This window comes from Acinetobacter portensis (assembly GCF_010646905.1).
GTDB lineage: Bacteria > Pseudomonadota > Gammaproteobacteria > Pseudomonadales > Moraxellaceae > Acinetobacter > Acinetobacter portensis.
Genome location: NZ_JAAARQ010000002.1, coordinates 112,839 through 134,044, shown reverse-complemented (window position 1 = coordinate 134,044; position 21,206 = coordinate 112,839). Strand labels below are relative to the sequence as shown.

Here is a 21,206-nt window from a genome sequence, read left to right as displayed (position 1 = left end):
ATGCATAATGATATGCATTGTTGAATATTAAATGTGAGATCAAAATGAAGCCGTTGCTTTGCGCGACTTTAATTGCAAGTGTTGCTTTTATAGGTTGTTCGAAAACAGAAGAGGTCAAACCTGTAATAGATGAAAGCAAATATAAAGTTGCGGATGTCGCAACCTTGCAGACACGTTTTGAGCAATTAAATAAAAAATTATCTTTAGATTTTAAACAATTCAAAAAAGATGAAAGTATTGCTTTTGCACACCAACTTCCGCTTGATGTAGATAATTTGAAAACATTAAATATGCATTTGGTTGCAAGTACATCGTTAAAGCCGACCAAAGTTGCTTATTGTGATTTAATGAATGGCTACTTTACAGAGATGTATCGACTGGGTCATTACAACTTAAATTTAGTTAAAGAACTAAAATTGCCAAATGCTGCACAAGAAAATCTTCAACAAGACTTTTCATCGGCCGATCTTTTTTATGATTTTATCTTGAATAGATATACAACGTATCGTCAAGTACAGCAGGTCATGGGTTACGGTTGTAATTTAAAAGAGGCATTGTAATTACGAGTTTTTCCAATGCCTATCATCAAATGATAGGCATTGATGTGTATTAAGTATAAATAAGAAAAATAGTGGTATCTAAAAATAGATATAAAACGACGGAGCCTGGTTAAAATCGATTAATTAATCATTAATTCGTCATTAATAAATTATCTATATAATTAAGTAATTGTATTTAATTAATTAATATCTATTTTATATGAATTGTATTGTTTAATTATTGAGCTTTGAATGGATTTTGATGCATTATTTTTGTATATTTTTTGATTCAAATTCAAACAAATAATAATTAACTATATGAAATTGATGTGTATTTTATTTATAAATATTAGACTAAAGGTTTAGAGCGATTACTATCATTGGCACTTGCTTTTCATTAAAATCCTCGCAGTTATTTTTTGTAGTTATTGTTTATAGTTACTGTAAACATATAGCTTTTTAAATGTTTTGGATTTTGTTAAAGGGTCTCCCATGGATATTCACGCAGATGAGCATGCTCAGCCGCCTAAAAAGCAAAAGTTCTATCAAATTTTATATCTACAAGTCATTTTTGCAATTCTTGCGGGTATTGCATTAGGTCACTTCGCTCCTGAACTTGGTGAAAGTTTAAAACCACTTGGTGATGCATTCATTAAGCTTGTGAAGATGATTATTGCGCCAGTAATTTTCTTAACAGTATGTACTGGTATTGCCGGTATGACGAATATGGGTTCAGTAGGTCGAGTAACAGGTAAAGCGATGCTTTACTTTATTACGTTCTCTAGCTTAGCGCTTGTTGTGGGGATGATCGTTGCAAATATTATTCAACCTGGTAAAGGTTTGAATATCGATCCTACACATCTTGCAGGTGATAAAGTTGCGACTTATGTCGAGCAAGCTCATGATGCATCTATTGTAGATTTCTTCATGAACATCATTCCAAAGACTTTGGTAAGTCCATTGGTTGGTGGTGAAATCTTACAAGTATTATTTGTTGCAGTGTTGTTTGGTTTGGCTGTTGCGAGTGTTGGTGAAAAAGGGAAACCCGTTACAGAATTCTTGAATCATTTAACAACACCTGTATTTAAGCTTGTTGGTATGTTAATGAAGTTTGCTCCTGTAGGTGCTTTCGGTGCGATGGCATTTACAATTGGTGCATACGGTATTTCAAGTATTGGTAACTTAATGTTATTAATCGCAACGTTCTATATCACATCATTGTTATTTATTCTTGTGATTTTGGGTGCTGTAGCGAAATACAATGGCTTCTCAATTATTGATTTAATTCGTTATATTAAAGATGAATTATGGCTTGTATTGGGTACATCTTCTTCTGAAGCGGCTTTACCGACTTTAATGGACAAGATGGAAAAAGCAGGCTGTGAAAAGTCAGTTGTAGGTTTGGTTATTCCAACAGGTTATTCATTTAACTTAGATGGTACAAACATCTATATGACAATGGCTGCATTGTTCATTGCACAAGCTTGTAATATCGATCTTTCTATTGGCGAACAAGTAACATTATTACTCGTTGCTATGATTAGTTCTAAAGGTGCGGCAGGTGTAACGGGTGCAGGCTTTATTACTTTAGCTGCAACGTTGTCTGTAGTTCCTGCGGTTCCTGTTGCAGGTATGGCATTGATTCTGGGTATTGACCGTTTCATGTCTGAATGTCGTGCATTAACGAACTTGGTTGGTAATGCGTGTGCAACTATTGTTGTTGCGCGTTGGGACAAAGCTTTAGATAAAGAAGTTTTAGATGCGACTTTGAAAAAGAAAGCGTAATTTAAAGATTTAAAAAAGCCCTTCGGGGCTTTTTTTTGCTCATAATTTACATTCATCGTGTTTAAGAAATTAGTAGTAAATGATGCATTTATTTTGAGATGGAAGTTGATTGAGTTAATTTGATATAGCGATAAAAGTTGAGGATGGATGGGGAATTAAAACAATTATGGATAATACATATAAATTTTTAATTGTATTTCTCGGGAGTATTTGGGGGTAAACTGAGTATAAGGGTTTGGATGTTTGATCAAGAGAATAAGTATGCTAATCAAATATTATATTAAAAATATAATTCTTTCATTTTTTGCTTTAGCAGTTATAACGGCTGTATTTATGGCAATTTTGGACTATACACCTGAGGACTTTGTCTATTGGGGAATTGCTGCTGCAATTGGTGTTATGTTTATCGGTTTGATTCTAATAGGTTATTACAATGCATATGCGGCACAAAGTCAAAATTTCAAACATACTTTGTATTTACATTTGTCATTGGTAATTTTTTTATTATCTGTTGAACTTCTCTTTGGAAACAAGGAATTATGGATAAATCTTCTTAGAAATTTGATGTATTTTATAGCACTGCAAATTGGTGTTTATATTTATATGAAAAAGAAGGGTATATCTTGGAAAAACCATCAAAACTCAATTTAGATTTCAATCAATATTGAAATTTCAGTGATAAAAAAAGCCCATCATGAGATGGGCTTTTTCGTATTCATTTTTCTATTAGCAACCTGTTAGTTGTTCAGGTTTTGGTTTTTCATTAGGGAAGAAAATAGGGCGAAGTTTTACACCAACACCGTTACCTATAAATGCAAAAACAAGCCACAACCAACCATGTAAGCTACCAGATGCAATACCACTAAAATAAGCACCAATGTTACAGCCATACGCTAAACGTGCGCCATAACCTAATAATAAACCACCTACAACAGCAGCAATTAAAGAGCGTTTTGGAATATTAAAGTTAGGTGCAAATTTACCTGCAAGGCTTGCTGCAAATAAAGCACCAATCATAATCCCGAAGTTCATCATTGAAGTAATGTCGAACCATAAAGATTCAGCAAGTGCTTTCGCATTTGCAGGTTGTTGCCAATATGCCCAAGATGCTACATCTACACCAACAAAACTTGCAGATTTTGCAGCCCAAACAGCAAGTGCAGAAGTCACACCCCAAGGACGACCTGCAAGCGCAAGCGTTGCAAAGTTAAGAAGGGTAAGAATGATTCCACCCCAAATGAGTGGCCACGGTCCACGAATAAAACGTTTCCAACCTTGATGTGAACTTTTAGGTTCAACTTCAAGTGAACCATGACGCTTTTTCTCTGCAAATATAGTGATTGCAGCAATTACCGCAAATAATACAAAGTTAAGTACTAAAGCAGGTGCAACGCCCAAACTACTTACAAGTGAAATAGGCTCTAAATGAGGAAGTGCAAACCACCAACCAATGTGTGAAGTCGCAATTAAAGAACCAAGGCAGAAGAAGAAAAGCGTCACGATCATACGAGCACTACCACCACCCACAGTATAAAGCGTACCTGAAGCACAACCACCGCCCAATTGCATCCCAATACCAAAAATAAAGGCACCAATCATGACAGACATCGAAACGGGGCTAACATTACCTTTAACAGGATTACCAAATAATTCACCTGTACCTAAAGCAGGGAAGAACAGTAAAACTGCAAGGGCAAGCATAATCATTTGTGCGCGTAAACCACGCCCACGACGTTCTTTAATAAATACACGCCAGCTTGATGTAAAGCCAAAAGATGCATGATACAAAGTCATGCCAAGTGCGCCACCAATCAAGAACAATAATGCTTGATTAAGACCAACAACCTGATATGCACCAAGAGTACCAATAATTAACAAAATAAATGCCACCCAAACCGATACATTAGATCGATTTGCAGGCGCTGCAATAATAGACATGGGAGAAATAGATAAGACTAAAAAAGTAGGATTATTTTAAAACATTTAAAGTTTTAAAATATTATAAAAAGGGACTAAAGCTTGAATTAATGCTGAATATAACTGATTTTATAAATCAGTTATATTTATAAAGAAATTGATTTTTAGGTCATTAAAATGTACTTACATCAAAAAATGAACCGACTAAGCTTGCGAATCCCATAGCGAGAACGCCCCATAAGGTCACGCGTAAACAGCCTCGAAGAATGGATGTTCCTGCAAAATAACTTGAAATTGCACCTAAAATTGCCAATGAGATAATCCCAACAATCATCACCGTTTTATCAACTAGGCCTTCAGGGCTAAGCAATATTGCAAACATTGGAAATAGTGCGCCTAAAGAAAAGGCAAGGGCAGAAGACCCTGCAGCTTGTAATGGGTTGGCAGATGTATTCTCATGAATTCCAATTTCATCACGGGCATGTGCTTCTAATGCATTATGAGCTGTGAGTTGAATGGCGACTTCATGGGCTAAATTAGGTTCTAAGCCACGTAAAACATAAATATGTGTAAGCTCTTTCAATTCTAATTCAGGATTTTTTTCAAGCTCTTTACGCTCAGTATGTAAGTCGGCTTCTTCAATATCAACTTGAGATTTTACCGAAATATATTCACCTGCCGCCATAGAGGTAGCACCTGAAATTAAACCTGCAATACATGTAATTAGTAATGTTTGAGTAGAAGCACCACTTGCAGCCATTCCTATAATTAAGCTTGTAACGGAGATGATTCCATCATTTGCACCCAAAACTGAAGCGCGTAACCAACCTGCACGTTGGATCAGGTGATTTTCATGATGATGTGAATACATGTGAGGCTCTCTTATATTGAATGCTGAATGAACCATAACCAATATTTGGTGGATCAATCAAGTAAATAAAAATTCTTATCTGCGAAATAAAAAAGAAGCCTCAAATTTGAGGCTTCTTTTTTATATTTGGAATTATTGCTGAACTTTTTCTTTAACGTCAGCAGCGCCTTTTTCAACGGCACCTGCAACATGTGCAGTTGCATCTTTTACAGCGGCTTTAGCATCATCAGCAGCAGCAGCTGTTTTAGCAGCAGCTTCATCGGCAGCTGCATTAATTTTAGCAGTAGCTGTGTCAGTTGCAGATTTTGTTTCAGAAGCAGCATGATCAGTTGCTGTCGCAATGTCTTGAGTAGCTTGAGAAGCAGCATTTTCTAAGTGTTCACCTGTAGTTGCACCTGTCTCAGGCGCTTTTTCTTTGTTACATCCCACTAGCGCAACAGTAGCAACAAGACCTAAAGCAATAAATAGTTTATTCATTCTGATTTTCCTTTTGTTATACCCATAGTTTGGGTTAGTTGAAAATATAATCTATTTTTCTAATATAAGAATATCTATTATTGTTTATTAAATGTAAATTTTTTTTAAAAACTTCTAATAAAAAAAAGGCTTAGCATCTTTCGATACTAAGCCTTTCTTGTGATTTTTCGTTTATTTCAAAACTTAAAGACCACTACGAATAATGTAATCAAAAGCAGATAACGATGCTTTCGCGCCTTCACCTGTTGCAATGATGATTTGTTTGTACGGAACTGTTGTACAGTCACCTGCAGCAAACACACCTTGTACATTGGTTTCGTTGCGTTCGTTAATTACAATCTCACCACGGTTTGAAAGTTCAACAGCTGTTTCTTTTAAGAAATCGGTGTTTGGTAACAAACCAATTTGTACAAAGATACCAGCAAGCTCAACCGTTTTAATTTCATCTGTTGCACGGTCTTTGTATTTAAGTGCAGTCACTTGTGAACCATCACCAACCACTTCTGTAGATAATGCATTTTTAATCACAGTGGTGTTTGGCAAACTGTTCAATTTATCTTGAAGCACTTGGTCAGCACGAAGTTTTGTATCAAACTCTACAAGCGTTACATGTTCAATAATACCTGCAAGGTCAATCGCAGCTTCTACACCTGAATTACCACCACCAATCACAGCAACACGTTTACCTTTGAACAATGGACCATCACAGTGTGGGCAGTAAGCTACACCACGTGTACGATATTCTTGTTCACCCGGAACGTTCATTTCTCTCCAACGTGCACCTGTCGAAAGAATCACAGTTTTAGATTCAAGTTTCGCACCGTTTTCTAAAGTGACTTCAACCAAACCATTCGCTGTTTGATCTGCACCTTTAATATCAGATACACGTTGTAGGTTCATGATGTCTACACCATATTCACGAACGTGTGCTTCCATTTCAGCAGCAAACTTAGGACCTTGTGTTTTTTGAACTGACGTGAAGTTTTCGATATCCATCGTATCCATCACTTGACCGCCCATACGTTCAGCCACGATACCAGTGCGAATACCTTTACGAGCAGCATAGATTGCAGATGTGTTACCTGCAGGGCCACCACCAATCACCAATACATCAAACGCTTCTTTGGCATTTAATTTTTCAGCATCTTTTGCAGCAGAGTTTGTATCTAATTTTGCAATGATCTCTTCTAAAGTCATACGACCTTGACCAATGTGTTCACCGTTTTGGAATAACATTGGAACCGCCATGATTTTGCGTTCTTCAACTTCATCTTGGAAGAATGCACCATCAATCATGGTTGCTGTTGTACCTGGGTTGTTAATTGCGATTAAGTTAAGCGCTTGAACAACATCAGGGCAGTTATGGCAGCTTAAAGATACAAATACATCAAAGTCAGCTGTTAAGTTTAAAGCTTTGATAGAAGCTAAAACATCGTCAGATACTTTTGGTGCATAACCTGAAACTTGTAACAATGCCAAGATCAAAGATGTGAACTCATGACCCATCGGTAAACCTGCAAAGTTTACACGTGGTTGTTCACCTACTTTTGCAATACCAAAACTTGGCGCACGAGCATTCGTACCGTCAAAACGAGCAGTCACTTGATCAGAAAGCGCAGCGATTTCTGAAACCAATTCTTTAATTTTGTCTGATTTGTCAGAGCCATTTAAAGTAGCGACAATTTCGATAGGGCTTTCAAGGCGTTCAAGAAGTGTTTTTAATTGAGCTGAAGTATTTTGATCTAACATTGCTAACGTCTCCAAAGGAGTAAATGTTTATTTGATGAGAGAATCATAGAACAAACCATTAAATAGGTGAAACAGTTTGTTTTTATGCTAATAATCGGTTTTTTGGATTGATTGATTAAATAGTACAATTAATCAACAATATATGTGTGAGTCTCTAAATACAAATATGGTGTTGAAATGATGGTTTTCAAGTAGTTTTCACGTAATTTAAAAATTAAACTCATAATTAAGAATATTTTGATGAAAATAAAATGAATCTGATTATGATAGTGAGTATTGAAAAAATGAGTAATGAATATGAGTTTGAAAAAAGGGATTTATCAACATTATAAAGGCAATTTATATCAAGTTTTTAATGTAGCAACGCATAGTGAAACACGAGAGCAAGTTGTGGTTTATCAATGTTTGTATGGGGATTATTCAATGTGGGTACGTCCATTAACTATGTTTACTGAAACCATTACAACAGCAGATGATCGTGAAATTGAACGCTTTAAGTTAATTCAAGAAACGGAATAATTAAAAGAATATTGAGTGAAAAGGAATGTAAATGAGCTTGGAATTCTTAGCAAAAATAGATGTGTTGTATCAACAGTTTCAAGCACATGATCAAGCATATTCGGATCGTTTAAGTCGTTATCGAAATATTGAACCTGAATCTGCAGAATTGTTAAATGTTTTAATTCGGACACAACAATCTAAACGTATTTTAGAAATTGGCACATCTACAGGCTATTCCACTTTATGGCTGGCGCATGCGGCAGAATCAACTTCAGCAAAAATCACAACATTAGAGATTGATGCTACACGATCTGAACTTGCACGGAAAAATGCAATAGATTTTTCACTTGATCATGTTATTGAGTTTCTTGTTACAGATGCTCAGGACTATTTGAGCAAAACTACAGAACAATTCGACTTTATTTTATTGGATGCAGAACGTGATGCATATTGTGATTATTGGAATGCTTTACAGCACATCTTAAAGGCAACAGGTGGGCTTTTAGTGGTGGATAATGTGCTCTCTCATGCATCTGAAGTGGAAGGTTTTTTAAATTTAGTTCGTGAAAATCTAAACTTTAACACAACGACTTTAGCTGTAGGTGCGGGACTATTTTTAGCTACACGGAATTAATGAGTAAAGATGTTGAGGATTGAGAAAAAGCCATCAAAACTGATTGATGGCTTTATTTTTTATTGCATAGAAACACGTTTAAAGTTGAGGTCGTATTCTAAGTACTTATGAACAAAAGATGTTTTATCGCTACATCGTACTAAATTGTTGTAGATAAATTCAGGAACAGGGTGGAATAAGTCTGCGCTTCCATCATCGTAAAAAATTTTTAAATATCTTGATGTTGTATTGTATTTATAAAAGGTGACGACAATAGTTTTTTCCATAAGCAACCTCGTTATTATCATGTTTTAGGTCATGTAAGAATTTCTTTTATTTTGCTAACTAGGTTATTTATGTATATCACAAATGAGAAATGAAACAACGTATAAATCTAAGATTTATATTCATTATTTGTAGATGCTTGTAGATAAGAATGTTGAATATAAGAATAAAAAAACCACGCTAAAAAGCGTGGTTTTTTTGAATCAGTTCAATCTAATTTGAAATTAGATTTTACCAACTAAGTCGATTGAAGGAGCAAGAGTTGCATCGCCTTCTTTCCATTTAGCAGGACAAACTTCACCTGGGTGAGCGTGAACGTACTGAGCTGCTTTAACTTTACGAAGAAGTTCAGAAGCATCACGACCAATACCGCCAGCGTTGATTTCAACGATTTGGATTTTACCTTCAGGATCGATAACGAAAGTACCACGATCTGCAAGGCCATCAGCTTCGATTAATACGTCAAAGTTTTTAGCAAGAGTCCAGTTAGCATCACCAACCATTACGTATTCGATTTTTTTGATTTCTTCAGAAGAATCGTGCCAAGCTTTGTGAGTGAAATGAGTGTCAGTAGAAACTGAGTAGATTTCAACGCCTAATTTTTTGAATTCAGCGTAGTTGTCAGCAAGGTCACCAAGTTCAGTTGGGCAAACGAAAGTGAAGTCAGCTGGGTAGAAAAATACTACTGACCATTTGCCTTTAAGATCAGCTTCAGTTACTTCAATGAATTGACCATTTTGGAATGCAGTTGTTTTAAACGGTTTAACTTCAGTATTAATTAAGCTCATCATTGTCTCCATGATTGAGGTGAGTCTTGGTTTTCTATTAGATTATAGAAATTATTGGTTTTGCTGAAACAGTATTTTTACATAACTAAAATCGGAAAAACCGAATTTAAGTAAATTTAGCTTTTCAGCACACAAACAATTCTTATCATTTAACAAAATATAGATGATGGTTAGATGACAAGAATTGTCTTTCAAGTGCTTTCTTAAACATGGAGTCTTCCCATTAAAAAATCAAGGGTGATAGTTAAAATAATTAAATAAATATCATTTGGTTTTATTTTGGTAATACTTGATATTGTTTAATATTTATTCTATTTATTTAGAAAATAAAACATGAAAAATATTGTTTTAATGATCCTCATGTCTGTGTTTGTCGCATGATTAAATACATTGCCTGATTTAAAAGATAAATTTTTGTAAAAGACAACATACCATTTTGAAATTATATAACTAAGAATTTATGAAAAATGAGCTGAATGCATTCAATAATAAGGCTTTAAAAGTGGCTTAATATGGAATTGATAAAAGCCGTTATTTGAGAATATGTTGTATCTAAAAAATAGATTGCTTAATTATCGTAAAAACATTGCGCTGCAATGATTGGGAATCTATTTGAAAACAGGTAGAATATTCTCTTTTAATTTAGCTGTAGGGCGTTCACTTGGTTGCGAAAGATTTAAATGTTGAAAATATGGTGATGGCGAAAGATCTTCACCGTTTAAATCGATTGCGTAAAGGTAAAGACGCCAATGAAAAACAACATCAAGAATTACTAGAAAAATCAAATGCAAAAGTACGTGAACGAATTGCACGTATTCCAAATATTAAACTCAATCAAGATTTACCAGTAACTCAATCTGCCGACAAACTTATTGAAGCCATTCAAAGGCATCAGGTGATTATTGTTGCAGGTGAAACAGGTTCGGGTAAAACCACTCAATTACCACAAATTGCCATGCTTGCGGGGCGCGGTTTAACAGGTTTAATTGGTCATACTCAACCACGACGTTTAGCCGCACGTAGCGTATCTCAGCGTATTGCAGAAGAAGTAGGCGAAAAATTAGGGGAATCGATTTCCTTTAAAGTTCGTTTTAATGAGCAAGGTTCGCAGGACTCTATTGTCCGTTTAATGACAGATGGTATTTTGCTTGCAGAATTATCTCATGATCGATTTTTAACGAAATACGATACGATTATTATCGATGAAGCGCATGAACGTTCGCTGAATATCGATTTTATTATGGGTTATTTAAAACAGCTTTTACCGCGTCGTAAAGATCTAAAAGTCATCATTACTTCAGCAACATTAGATGTAAATCGCTTCTCAAATTACTTTAATGGTGCGCCAATTTTTGAAGTGGAAGGTCGTAGTTTTCCTGTAGAAGTTCGTTATCGTCCAATTTCAGAAATGAGCATTGTAGGAAGTGATGATGATGAATTTGATGATTTTGAAGAAAACTTGCCACGTGCAGTTGTTGCCGCAGTAGAAGAATGTTTTAAAGATGCTCAAGATAAAGGACATCCTGAATACGCAGATACTTTAATTTTTGCGAGTACAGAACAAGAAATTCGTGAGCTTCAAGAAACTTTACAGAAGTTTGGACCACGGCATACAGAAATTTTACCTTTATATGCACGTTTGGCTTTAGGTGAACAACAAAAAATCTTCAATCCAACGGGTGGTGGTCGACGTATTATTATTGCCACCAACGTTGCGGAAACTGCATTAACTGTGCCCAATATTCGCTATGTCATTGATAGTGGTTTTGCGCGTATTTCACGTTATAACTACCGTTCTCGTGTACAGCGTTTGCCTATTGAAGCTGTGTCGCAAGCATCTGCAAATCAGCGTAAAGGGCGTTGTGGTCGTATTGCACCAGGGGTGTGTATTCGTCTTTATTCTGAAGATGATTTTCAGGGTCGTCCTGAATTTACTGAACCTGAAATTAAACGAACCAATTTAGCATCTGTTATTTTACAAATGCAAAGTTTGGGTTTAGGCACATTCGATGATTTTGATTTTATTGAACCACCTGATCATCGTTTAGTAAATGATGGTCGTAAGCTTTTAATTGAGCTTGGGGCGATGGTGGAGAAGAAAAATCCTTCTCTTTTACAAAGAGTGAGCAGCGCTACTGCGCAAGGGGGAGATTCTGCTGAAACTAATCCCTCTCTTGCGGCGAAGAACGCCTCACTTATTGAAAAAGGGAAACTTGCTCAAAGTAAGGCAGATTCCCTTACCAAAATTGGTCAGCAAATGGCGAAAATGCCTATTGACCCACGTCTTTCGCGTATGATTTTGGGCGGGGCACATTTTGGTGTGCTCAATGAGGTTTTAATTATTGTTGCTGCTTTGGCTGTGCAAGATCCGCGGGAACGTCCTGCAGATAAGCAAATGCAAGCCGATCAAAAGCATGCTTTATTCCGTGAAGAAGATTCAGATTTTTTGTTCTACATTAAGCTTTGGGAAACATTAATTTCCAATCGTGAAATGAGCGAAAATAAACGTCGTACATTTGCACGAAATCATTTCTTAAGTTGGCTTCGTTTACGTGAATGGAAAAAAACTCACGAACAGTTGGTCGATTTAGCCAAAGGTTTAAAACTGTCTTTCAATGAAAAGAAAGCCAATTATGAAAATTTACATCGTGCACTTTTAACAGGATTATTATCGTTTATCGCCAATAAAACCGATGAGCGAAATGTCTTTATGGCAGTACGCCAACAAAAGACCCGAATTTTCCCTGCATCGAGTTTGCATAAGACCAATACGCCTTGGGTGATGGCATTTGAGATGGTGGAAACCTCTCAAGTTTATATCCGAACACTTGCAAAAATTGAACCCGAATGGATTTTACTTGCCGCGGGCGATTTGTTGAAACATCACTATTTCGAACCGCATTGGTCTAAAAAAGCAGGTGTAGTAAATGCTTACGATCAAATTTCATTATTCGGCTTAATTATTGAGCCTAAACGCCCAATCAATTATGAAAAAGTCGATCAACCTGCTGCGCATGAAATCTTCCTTCGAGATGGTTTAACCACAGGTAATTTGGGCATTACACCACCATTTTTAAAACACAATTTACTCAAATTAGAAGAAGTGGAGCGTGTTGAAGATAAGTTGCGTCGTCGAGATTTGGTGGTCGATGAAGAAACCATTTATCAATTTTATGCATCTAAAGTACCGCCTGAAGTGGCAAGCCGTCGTTCGTTTGAAGACTGGCGTGCGACAGTTGAGCCGAAAAATCCACGCTATTTATTTGTAGAAGATTATGCGCTTTGGATGAATGATCGTCCAACAACGCAACAATTTCCTGATTTTTTACGTAATGGTGAATTACGTTTAGCTGCTAGTTATCGTTTTGACCCAAGTCATGATCAAGATGGTGCGACGGTTAAAATTCCTGTGCAAGCACTTCCTCAGGTAGATGAAAATATTTGGTCTTGGGGAATTCCAGGTTGGCGTCAAGATTTAATAGAAGCCTTATTAAAAGCATTGCCTAAAGATAAGCGACGTCATTTGGTGCCAATTCCCGATACAGCACGCAAACTAATGTCACGTGTAGATGCAATGCATTTGAATCAGCATATTTTTAGTTTTTTGGCTTATCAATTACGTGGCGATCAAATCTCTGAAAAAGATTTTTCCTTTGAACGTGTAGATGAATATTTGTTGCCATTTATTAAAGTGGTCGATGAAAAAGGGCGTGTGATTGAACATGGACGTGATTTAGCAGAATTAAAAGCACGTTGTCGTACAGAAACACATAGCCCTGTAAAACAATTAAAAGGTGAATTTAAAAGCTTTCCTGAAAGTTTTGTATTTGAAGCATCGCAAAAAGTAACAGGCGTAATTGTTAAGCAATATCAAGCATTGGTCCCAAACAAAGCCTTTGTAAATTTAGAGCAAAAAGATGAATCTGGTGTGGTCATTCAAACTTTTAATGATCAGGCAGAAGCCATTAAAAAACATCGTGACGGTATTATTCATTTGGTGCATATGCAGTTGGGGGATTTAACCCGACAATTGAAAAAACAAATATCTAAACCACTTGCTTTGGCATATTCGCCATTGGGTGATAAAGCCAAGTTAGAGCAAATGTTAGTGTATGCAACGTTACAAATGTCGGTGAATACGCTCCCTGTAAATGCTGAAGAATTTCAAAAGCTCGTTTTAGATGTGAAGAAAAATTTCTTAACGCATGGGCAAACGGCTTTAAGTTTGATGAGTGATATTTATATTCAATGGCAGGATATTCGTCGTAAATTATTGGTTTTGGATGATTCAATCTTCGGAAAGAATATTGATGATGTTGAAGATCAGCTCGATTTGATGATGTTATCAAACTTTGTGTATGAGAAATCACCTGATGTTTGGCAAGAATTTCCACGCTATTTAAAAGCATTGGTACAGCGACTTGATCGCTTACCGAATAATTTAACACGAGATAATGCAGCCATTGTTAATGTTGATCCTTGGATGGAAAAACTCTTTAAATATAAAAATGATGCACGTCTTAAAGAAGTCTATTTTATGGTTGAAGAGCTTAGAATTTCATTATTTGCGCAACCAATGAAGACAAAAATGCCAATTTCACCAGCACGCATACAAAAAGTATGGGATAAGCTTGGAATAAGTTAATATATAAGTAATTTCGAGAAGGAGTTTTACATGGGCATCCGCATTACAGGTACTGGCCTATATCACCCAGAAGACATTATCACCAACGAAGAATTGGTTGATAGTTTAAATGCTTATGTGGAACGTTATAACCAAGATAACGCTGAAAAAATTGCAGCAGGCGAGTTAGAAGCGCTACGTGGTTCAAGCGCAGAATTTATTGAAAAAGCATCTGGCGTAAAACGTCGTTATGTTTCAGAAAAAACAGGGATTCTAGATATCAATCGTCTACGTCCAACATTACGCGAACGTTCAGATGATGAATTATCGCTTCAAGCTGAGTGGGGCGTAACAGCAGCAAAACAAGCGATGGAAAATGCGGGCGTTACTGCTGAAGACATCGATGTGGTTGTTTTATCTTGTTCTAACTTACAACGTGCTTATCCTGCTGTAGCTATTGAAATTCAAACTGCACTTGGTATTCAAGGTTATGCTTATGATATGAATGTTGCATGTTCTGCTGCAACATTTGGTATTAAGCAGGCTTATGATGCAATTAAAGCGGGTGCGCGTCGTGTATTACTTGTAAATGTAGAAATTACATCGGGTCATACAGATTTCCGTTCACGTGATTGTCACTTTATTTTTGGTGATGTTGCGACAGCATCGATTATTGAAGAAACAGAAACTAAATCTGGTTTTGAAGTTCTAGATATTAATTTATTCACGCAATTCTCAAACAATATTCGTAATAACTTTGGTTTCTTAAACCCAAGTGAAACAACAGATACTGACGATAAGCGTTTCCGTCAAGATGGTCGTAAAGTTTTCAAAGAAGTTTGTCCGCTTGTTGCAAAAATGATTACTAAGCAATTAGTGAAAAATGAAATTGATCCAACAGATGTGAAGCGTTTTTGGCTACATCAAGCCAATGCAAGTATGAATGAATTAATTCTTAAACTTGTTGTTGGTAAGCAAGCAGCTGAAGCAGACCCTGCACTTGTGCCAATTATTTTGGACGAATTTGCAAATACTTCATCTGCTGGTGTAATTATTGCATTGCATCGTACTGCGAATGAAGTGAACAATGGTGAATATGGTGTTCTATGTTCATTTGGTGCTGGTTATTCAGTTGGTTCGATTCTTGTACAGAAAAAATAATAGCTATATATTTTAGTTTGGAAAAAAGAGGATTTTTAAATCCTCTTTTTTTTATAAGTAATTCTCTAAAGTGATAATATTTTCGTGAATAATATATCTTTTATTTAATTAATATGGTGATTTTAAAATCTATTATTGTTTTTTTTGTGATTTATTTGTAAGTATTGTTGTTTTTGTTAAGTCATTGATAATTGAAAATTTGTGGTTTATTTTGTATTAAATTATTTTTTAAAAAAAATATAAAAAACAATAATATAGTGGATATTTAAGTAATTCTTAACTATTAAGTGTTAATTTCAAGCTATTTTTTGTTGTTGAATTATTAAAAAATATTTGATAAATAAAGTTTAGTAAATTACTTGGTTTTGGGTGGGGATATGTCTATATATAAAATTTTTGATAAAACAACAGGGAAAGTTGTTGAAAATGGTGCTACAACAAATCCAGTTGTTGTGGAGTTAAATGTTGAACAAGAACAAATTAAAAGCATTGCAAAGACAGGTGATGATTTAACCATTAACTTGGAATCTGGTGAGCAAGTCACTGTTAAAGATTATTATTCAGGCTCTAATGCAAATCAAATGGTCGTTAAAAATGCTGAAGGTCAGTATTTTGAATTAAATCTAGATGGATTAAATGCAGAAGGTTTATTCACTGAAGTAAATTATTCGCCAATAGAAAATTTCACAGATTATTTATATAAAGATGCATCGATTTTCAGCAATATGGCTGTTATTGGTGGGGGTATTGCTGCTGGTTTAGCTGGTATTGCTGTGGCTGTTTCAAATAGTGGTGGTAGCTCTAATAATAACTCAAGTGCTGGATCATTAAGTAGTTTAGATAGTTCTAGAGAGCTTCTAGAAAGTGCTATTGAAAAAGCAAAAGATGCAGCAGAAGATTTAACAGGTGCAGAAAAAGCTCAAGTTGAAGATGCAATCGACAAAGCACAAAATATCTTAGATGACAAAACATCGACAGATAAAGAACTTACAGATGCAGTTACGGAGCTAAACAAAGTCGTAACAGATGCAGAAAAAGCACAAGATGCGAAATCAGATGCACGTGTAGAGTTAGAACAAGCATTAGAAGATGCTATTGAAAAAGCAAAAGATGCAGCAGAAGATTTAACAGGTGCAGAAAAAGCTCAAGTTGAAGATGCAATCGACAAAGCACAAAATATCTTAGATGACAAAACATCGACAGATAAAGAACTTACAGATGCAGTTACGGAGCTAAACAAAGTCGTAACAGATGCAGAAAAAGCACAAGATGCGAAATCGGATGCGCGTGTAGAGTTAGAACAAGCATTAGAAGATGCTATTGAAAAAGCAAAAGATGCAGCAGAAGATTTAACAGGTGCAGAAAAAGCTCAAGTTGAAGATGCAATCGACAAAGCACAAAATATCTTAGATGACAAAACATCGACAGATAAAGAACTTACAGATGCAGTTACGGAGCTAAACAAAGTCGTAACAGATGCAGAAAAAGCACAAGATGCGAAATCGGATGCGCGTGTAGAGTTAGAACAAGCATTAGAAGATGCTATTGAAAAAGCAAAAGATGCAGCAGAAGATTTAACAGGTGCAGAAAAAGCTCAAGTTGAAGATGCAATCGACAAAGCACAAAATATCTTAGATGACAAAACATCGACAGATAAAGAACTTACAGATGCAGTTACGGAGCTAAACAAAGTCGTAACAGATGCAGAAAAAGCACAAGATGCGAAATCGGATGCGCGTGTAGAGTTAGAACAAGCATTAGAAGATGCTATTGAAAAAGCAAAAGATGCAGCAGAAGATTTAACAGGTGCAGAAAAAGCTCAAGTTGAAGATGCAATCGACAAAGCACAAAATATCTTAGATGACAAAACATCGACAGATAAAGAACTTACAGATGCAGTTACGGAGCTAAACAAAGTCGTAACAGATGCAGAAAAAGCACAAGCATCCAAAAATATAGATTCGCTAAAGGCAGAGTTATTTGGATTGATTGCAGAAGCAGAAGCGGCATTAAATTCAACTAATCCGAAACTTGATGGTAAAGAAGAAGTAGCGGTTGAAGTATCGAAAGCTAAAGCTGAATTGATTGCAAATTCGACAAGATCAACAAGCGAAGAAGTTGAAAAAGCGATCGCTGATCTTAGCAAAGTGCTTACAGATGCAGTTTCTAAAGAAACAGCAGAAGAAGCTTTGGAAGCAGACATCGCTATTGCAAAACTAGCCTTAGAGTCTAAAGAACCGGCGTTAACATTGGCTCAAAAGCAAGAGATTCAAACACTTATTGATTCTGCTGAGGCGGCATTAAAAAATAGAAGTTCAACCAAAGAAACTTACAATGCATTAGAAAAGGCATTGGAAGATGCAGTAGCCCACGAGCAATTGTCAGCAGCTAAAGCAGAGTTGCAAAAAGCAATTGAAGCTGCGACACAGGCGTTAACAGATGGAATTAAGTCAGGCAAACTAAGTGATGCTGAAATCAAGACATTGACAGATGCACTAGCAAAAGCAAATGGATTGACAACATCAACGGATGTTAAAGCTTTATTAGATACAGCTAAAGATTTGAGCTCATTAGTTCCTAAAGTTAATGTGGATATTGACGCTTTAAAAGCCGAAATAGCAGACGTTTTAGCACAGGCATTATCAGCACTAAATTCAACTGATCCGAAACTTGATGGTTTGGAAAGAGAAGCTTTAATTGTGGAAAAAGCTAAAGTTGAAGCTATTTTAGAAATAGATAATGTAACTATTGAGCAATTACTAAAGGCAAAAGAAAATTTAAAACAGATAATTAAGACATCAATTGAAGCTGAAATCGCAGAAACAGTGATGGAAAATGCTTTGAAAGAAGCATTATCTAAAGCCAAGCTTGTATTTAATGTAGCTCAAGATAAGCTACCTGTTAATGATTTAAAAGTATTGAAAGATATTATTAATGAAACAGAGTATCTGTTGGGTCAGGTTGCAACAAAAAATCAATTGGAGACTGCAAAGAATAATATTGTTCTAAAGACCTCTGATGCAATTGTTGATCTTGATATATTTGCTCAAACAAAGTTTGATGATTCACTTCAAAAAGCCAAAGATGTTTTAGCTAAACATAGAGAGGATATGAGTTCAGATTCGGAATATGAGTTAATAGAAGCAATAACTTTAGCCAAATCATTTGAACTTAAGGATGTTTCAACACTAAGTGTATCTGAAGCTTTGAAGTATATTGAAGACTTATTAAAACATGCGGTTACTTTAAATCATATTACTTCAACTATTTCTGATGAAATTAACTTTGCGAATGATATTGAAAATACTGTCTATGCAGGTTTAAACCTAATTGTTCCCGTTGAAAAAATAGTTACTTCGACTACTGATAAATGGTGGACAGATGTGGGTGGTGGTCTTGTTGGATTAGGGCTTGGCAATGTTCTAGGTGCTGATATTGCTAAATCTACGGCTGGTGTTCAATTTACTATTGGTGAGAATAGAACATGGGATTTTAACGCTACTATTTCTGTGAATACCTTATTAGGTGGTTCGGGTGTTAAGCTTGTGTTGATGCAGAAGATTTATAATGCTGATGGTAGTACGGATTGGATTCAGAGTACATTGGCATCTGGTGTTTTAGGTGGTGCAGTCTTTATTGGGAATAGTATGACAGTCCCTATTTTGGGCTTAGGGGCAGGTGAATATAAACTATTGGCTATGCCAACAAATGGTCTAAGTGTTGCTCAATTCTTAACTATAGAAATGAATGAAATTTATAGCTCGAATTGGGCTAGTGATGTAGAGGTTGATAGTAAAAATATTATTTTATACAAGGGAAATGTTATTGATGAAATTCAGGATATTAAATTTGGAGAATTAGATGAATTTAATAATTTGAAATCTTATACAGTGACTAAAATCTACATTAATAATGAGTGGATTGAGTTAAATAGTAAGCTTGGCTCTATTAATATCAAAGGGGTATATGGTGAGTTAAAAATTGATGCTCAAGGTAATTATACATATGAGCCAACCAAGCTTACGGTTCAGAGTATAGGTAAAGTTGATGAATTTAAAATCATTGTTGGTGATGGTAATCAGGTATTAAGTTACCAATTAAATGTTCAAATTCAAAGCCCACAAATTTCATCTAATAATGATGTTGTGAATCAAAAAACTGTGAGTAAAGATGGGTCTAAAATATTAACTGAAGATATTAATTCGGCTGAAGTTTACCTTACTAATAAGCTAGATAGTAATATACTGCTTAATAAATATGTGAGTAATGTAAAGGAAGTTAAATCTTTCGCTAATGGAGAAGTGTTAGATGCGCTGAAAATTTCATTTAATGTTGGTAATCATAATGGTACTAGTGTTTTTAAATTAACCAACACCTCAATTAGTACAATGAGTAATATGGTTTATAAATTGTACCGTATTGAAGCGGATGGTTTAGAGAGCAAAACTATTTACTATAATCCAATTAGTAAATCTGAATCTGAATCTGATTTTGGATATTTAAATTGGGGGCTGGGTGGTGTTCTTGATTTAAGTGGTTTATCTCTTGGTCAATATACATTAAGTTTAGGTAAGACGAGTGGTGTTGCGGCTACAGCAGGTGTAACTTTTACTGAAATAGGTTCGAATATTACAAATGTTGTATTTGATGCTGAAGGCTCAGGTTCTAAACGACTAGATTACGGTCAAACATTAAAAACTAATGAATACTTAAATTTTGAGATAAATGGTGTTGGAGTACAGGGTGTATTCACAGCAAAAATTGATCATACAAGTTTATTTAAGCTTAGAGAAAGTGAATGGGTTTTAGAAAAGCTAAATCATTCGACAGGTAAGTATGAGGTATATACAAATTTCTCTGAAGGTATGAATAAGGTTTTTGATAATGAGAATCCAATTTATATTAATGGTCTTGATGTTGGATCGTATCGCTTTATGTCTAAAAACATCGTTTCATTGAAGTTGCAAGATATTAAAGTACAAACAGTTTATGTTCATGAGTATGAAGTAGATAAGGGCATTTCTTTAAATCCAATCAAAGGCTCAGTCTTAGCTAATGATAGTTTTGATGCTAAAACCACCTTCTTTGAAGTTCTAGATGGTAGTGGTAATTTTATTCGCATTAATTCGGTTGATGGTTATAAGACGATTTTAGGTGAATACGGTACGCTAAAAATTTGGAGCACGGGCTATTATGAGTACGTTGCAGATAGAGTTAAGGGTGTAGATGATATTAATCAGAAAGATGTTTTTGAGTATAAGTTAGTTGGTATAGGTGGTGATTCAGTTAAATCTAAACTCTCAATTAATATTGGTTCTAGCTCTTTAACACAGTTAGAAAAAGGCGGTACGAATATAGAATTATCAGGTAAAGAAGATTTTAATGATATTTTATTGGGTAATGAATTTAATAACTGGATTTCAGGTAATGGTGGTCATGATTCTTTAATCTACAAAGTTTTAAATGAATCTAGCCATACAGCAGGAAATGGTCATGATATTTGGACAGATTTTGCTGTCGGAAATGCAGCTAAAGATGAGGCTGATTCAATAAATCTTAATGAGATTCTAGTGGGTTTTGATAAATCAAAATTGAATGATTTTATTTCGATTAAATACGATGAAGTATCAAAAACTGCTGTAATTTCTGTAGACCGAGATGGTAGTAGTTTAAAATATGAAAAAACTGAATTATTAACGCTTCAAAATATTCAGAACAGTCCATCTAAGCAACTTGATGCGATTAAAACAGGTGAGGATTTAATGAAACTCTTACTTGATAACAACCAAATCATTTTCTAATCTAATTGTAGAAAACTGAAAATAAAAAATCCCTAACTTCGGTTGGGGATTTTTTTATGCAGAAAGCCATAAAAGTTAATGTTAAAACTTTATGA

The 21,206-nt window shown here is 35.3% G+C and carries 14 protein-coding genes; 8 read left to right on the top strand and 6 right to left on the bottom strand.

The features are described 5' to 3' along the window. Positions 1-44 precede the first annotated feature (44 nt). The 3 genes from GTK57_RS00590 to GTK57_RS00580 all read left to right on the top strand — a co-directional run bounded on the left by GTK57_RS00590 (position 45) and on the right by GTK57_RS00580 (position 2,975). Positions 45-560 (top strand): hypothetical protein, encoded by a 516-nt coding sequence (locus GTK57_RS00590; RefSeq protein WP_152874396.1) that lies wholly within the window; start codon positions 45-47, stop codon positions 558-560. Positions 561-1,031: 471 nt separating this feature from the next. Further along, positions 1,032-2,324 carry a dicarboxylate/amino acid:cation symporter gene (locus GTK57_RS00585; RefSeq protein WP_152874397.1) on the top strand — a complete coding sequence of 431 codons (1,293 nt, stop codon included), beginning with the start codon at positions 1,032-1,034 and terminating at the stop codon, positions 2,322-2,324. 261 nt (positions 2,325-2,585) lie between these two features. Then, entirely contained in the window at positions 2,586-2,975 is a 390-nt protein-coding gene (locus GTK57_RS00580) for a hypothetical protein (RefSeq protein WP_163120825.1), read from the top strand. Between the two features lie 75 nt (positions 2,976-3,050). On the opposite strand, the gene GTK57_RS00575 is transcribed toward GTK57_RS00580, so the two are convergent. The 4 genes from GTK57_RS00575 to ahpF all read right to left on the bottom strand — a co-directional run bounded on the left by GTK57_RS00575 (position 3,051) and on the right by ahpF (position 7,338). Further along, positions 3,051-4,262 carry a YeeE/YedE family protein gene (locus GTK57_RS00575; RefSeq protein ID WP_152874399.1) on the bottom strand — a complete coding sequence of 404 codons (1,212 nt, stop codon included), beginning with the start codon at positions 4,260-4,262 and terminating at the stop codon, positions 3,051-3,053. A gap of 151 nt (positions 4,263-4,413) precedes the next feature. After that, entirely contained in the window at positions 4,414-5,112 is a 699-nt protein-coding gene (locus tag GTK57_RS00570) for a VIT1/CCC1 transporter family protein (RefSeq protein WP_163120824.1), read from the bottom strand. A gap of 132 nt (positions 5,113-5,244) precedes the next feature. Next, a complete protein-coding gene (locus tag GTK57_RS00565; protein WP_163120823.1) occupies positions 5,245-5,589 on the bottom strand; it encodes a hypothetical protein in 345 nt (114 codons plus the stop codon). Between the two features lie 183 nt (positions 5,590-5,772). Next, positions 5,773-7,338, bottom strand: coding sequence for an alkyl hydroperoxide reductase subunit F (gene ahpF, locus GTK57_RS00560; RefSeq protein ID WP_163120822.1), 1,566 nt, complete (start codon positions 7,336-7,338; stop codon positions 5,773-5,775). A 297-nt stretch (positions 7,339-7,635) separates the two neighbouring features. On the opposite strand from ahpF, the gene GTK57_RS00555 reads away from it, so the two are divergent. Together GTK57_RS00555 and GTK57_RS00550 are read left to right on the top strand one after the other, a co-directional pair. After that, positions 7,636-7,857, top strand: coding sequence for a DUF1653 domain-containing protein (locus GTK57_RS00555; RefSeq protein WP_152874403.1), 222 nt, complete (start codon positions 7,636-7,638; stop codon positions 7,855-7,857). Between the two features lie 31 nt (positions 7,858-7,888). Next, positions 7,889-8,473 carry an O-methyltransferase gene (locus tag GTK57_RS00550; RefSeq protein ID WP_163120821.1) on the top strand — a complete coding sequence of 195 codons (585 nt, stop codon included), beginning with the start codon at positions 7,889-7,891 and terminating at the stop codon, positions 8,471-8,473. Positions 8,474-8,532: 59 nt separating this feature from the next. Here GTK57_RS00550 and GTK57_RS00545 read toward each other — a convergent pair whose 3' ends face one another. Together GTK57_RS00545 and ahpC are read right to left on the bottom strand one after the other, a co-directional pair. Further along, positions 8,533-8,739: a KTSC domain-containing protein gene (locus GTK57_RS00545; protein ID WP_163120820.1), complete on the bottom strand. Its 207-nt coding sequence runs from the start codon at positions 8,737-8,739 to the stop codon at positions 8,533-8,535. Between the two features lie 222 nt (positions 8,740-8,961). Continuing rightward, entirely contained in the window at positions 8,962-9,525 is a 564-nt protein-coding gene (gene ahpC / locus GTK57_RS00540; protein ID WP_152874406.1) for an alkyl hydroperoxide reductase subunit C, read from the bottom strand. Between the two features lie 691 nt (positions 9,526-10,216). Here ahpC and GTK57_RS00535 point away from each other — a divergent pair. The 3 genes from GTK57_RS00535 (at position 10,217) to GTK57_RS00525 (ending at position 21,111) form a co-directional block, all read left to right on the top strand. Continuing rightward, positions 10,217-14,170, top strand: coding sequence for a DUF3418 domain-containing protein (locus tag GTK57_RS00535; protein WP_194240568.1), 3,954 nt, complete (start codon positions 10,217-10,219; stop codon positions 14,168-14,170). A gap of 30 nt (positions 14,171-14,200) precedes the next feature. Then, complete coding sequence (locus GTK57_RS00530) at positions 14,201-15,310, top strand: beta-ketoacyl-ACP synthase III (RefSeq protein ID WP_163120819.1); 1,110 nt, start codon at positions 14,201-14,203, stop codon at positions 15,308-15,310. Between the two features lie 377 nt (positions 15,311-15,687). Beyond that, entirely contained in the window at positions 15,688-21,111 is a 5,424-nt protein-coding gene (locus tag GTK57_RS00525) for a BapA/Bap/LapF family prefix-like domain-containing protein (RefSeq protein WP_163120818.1), read from the top strand. Positions 21,112-21,206: the final 95 nt, after the last annotated feature.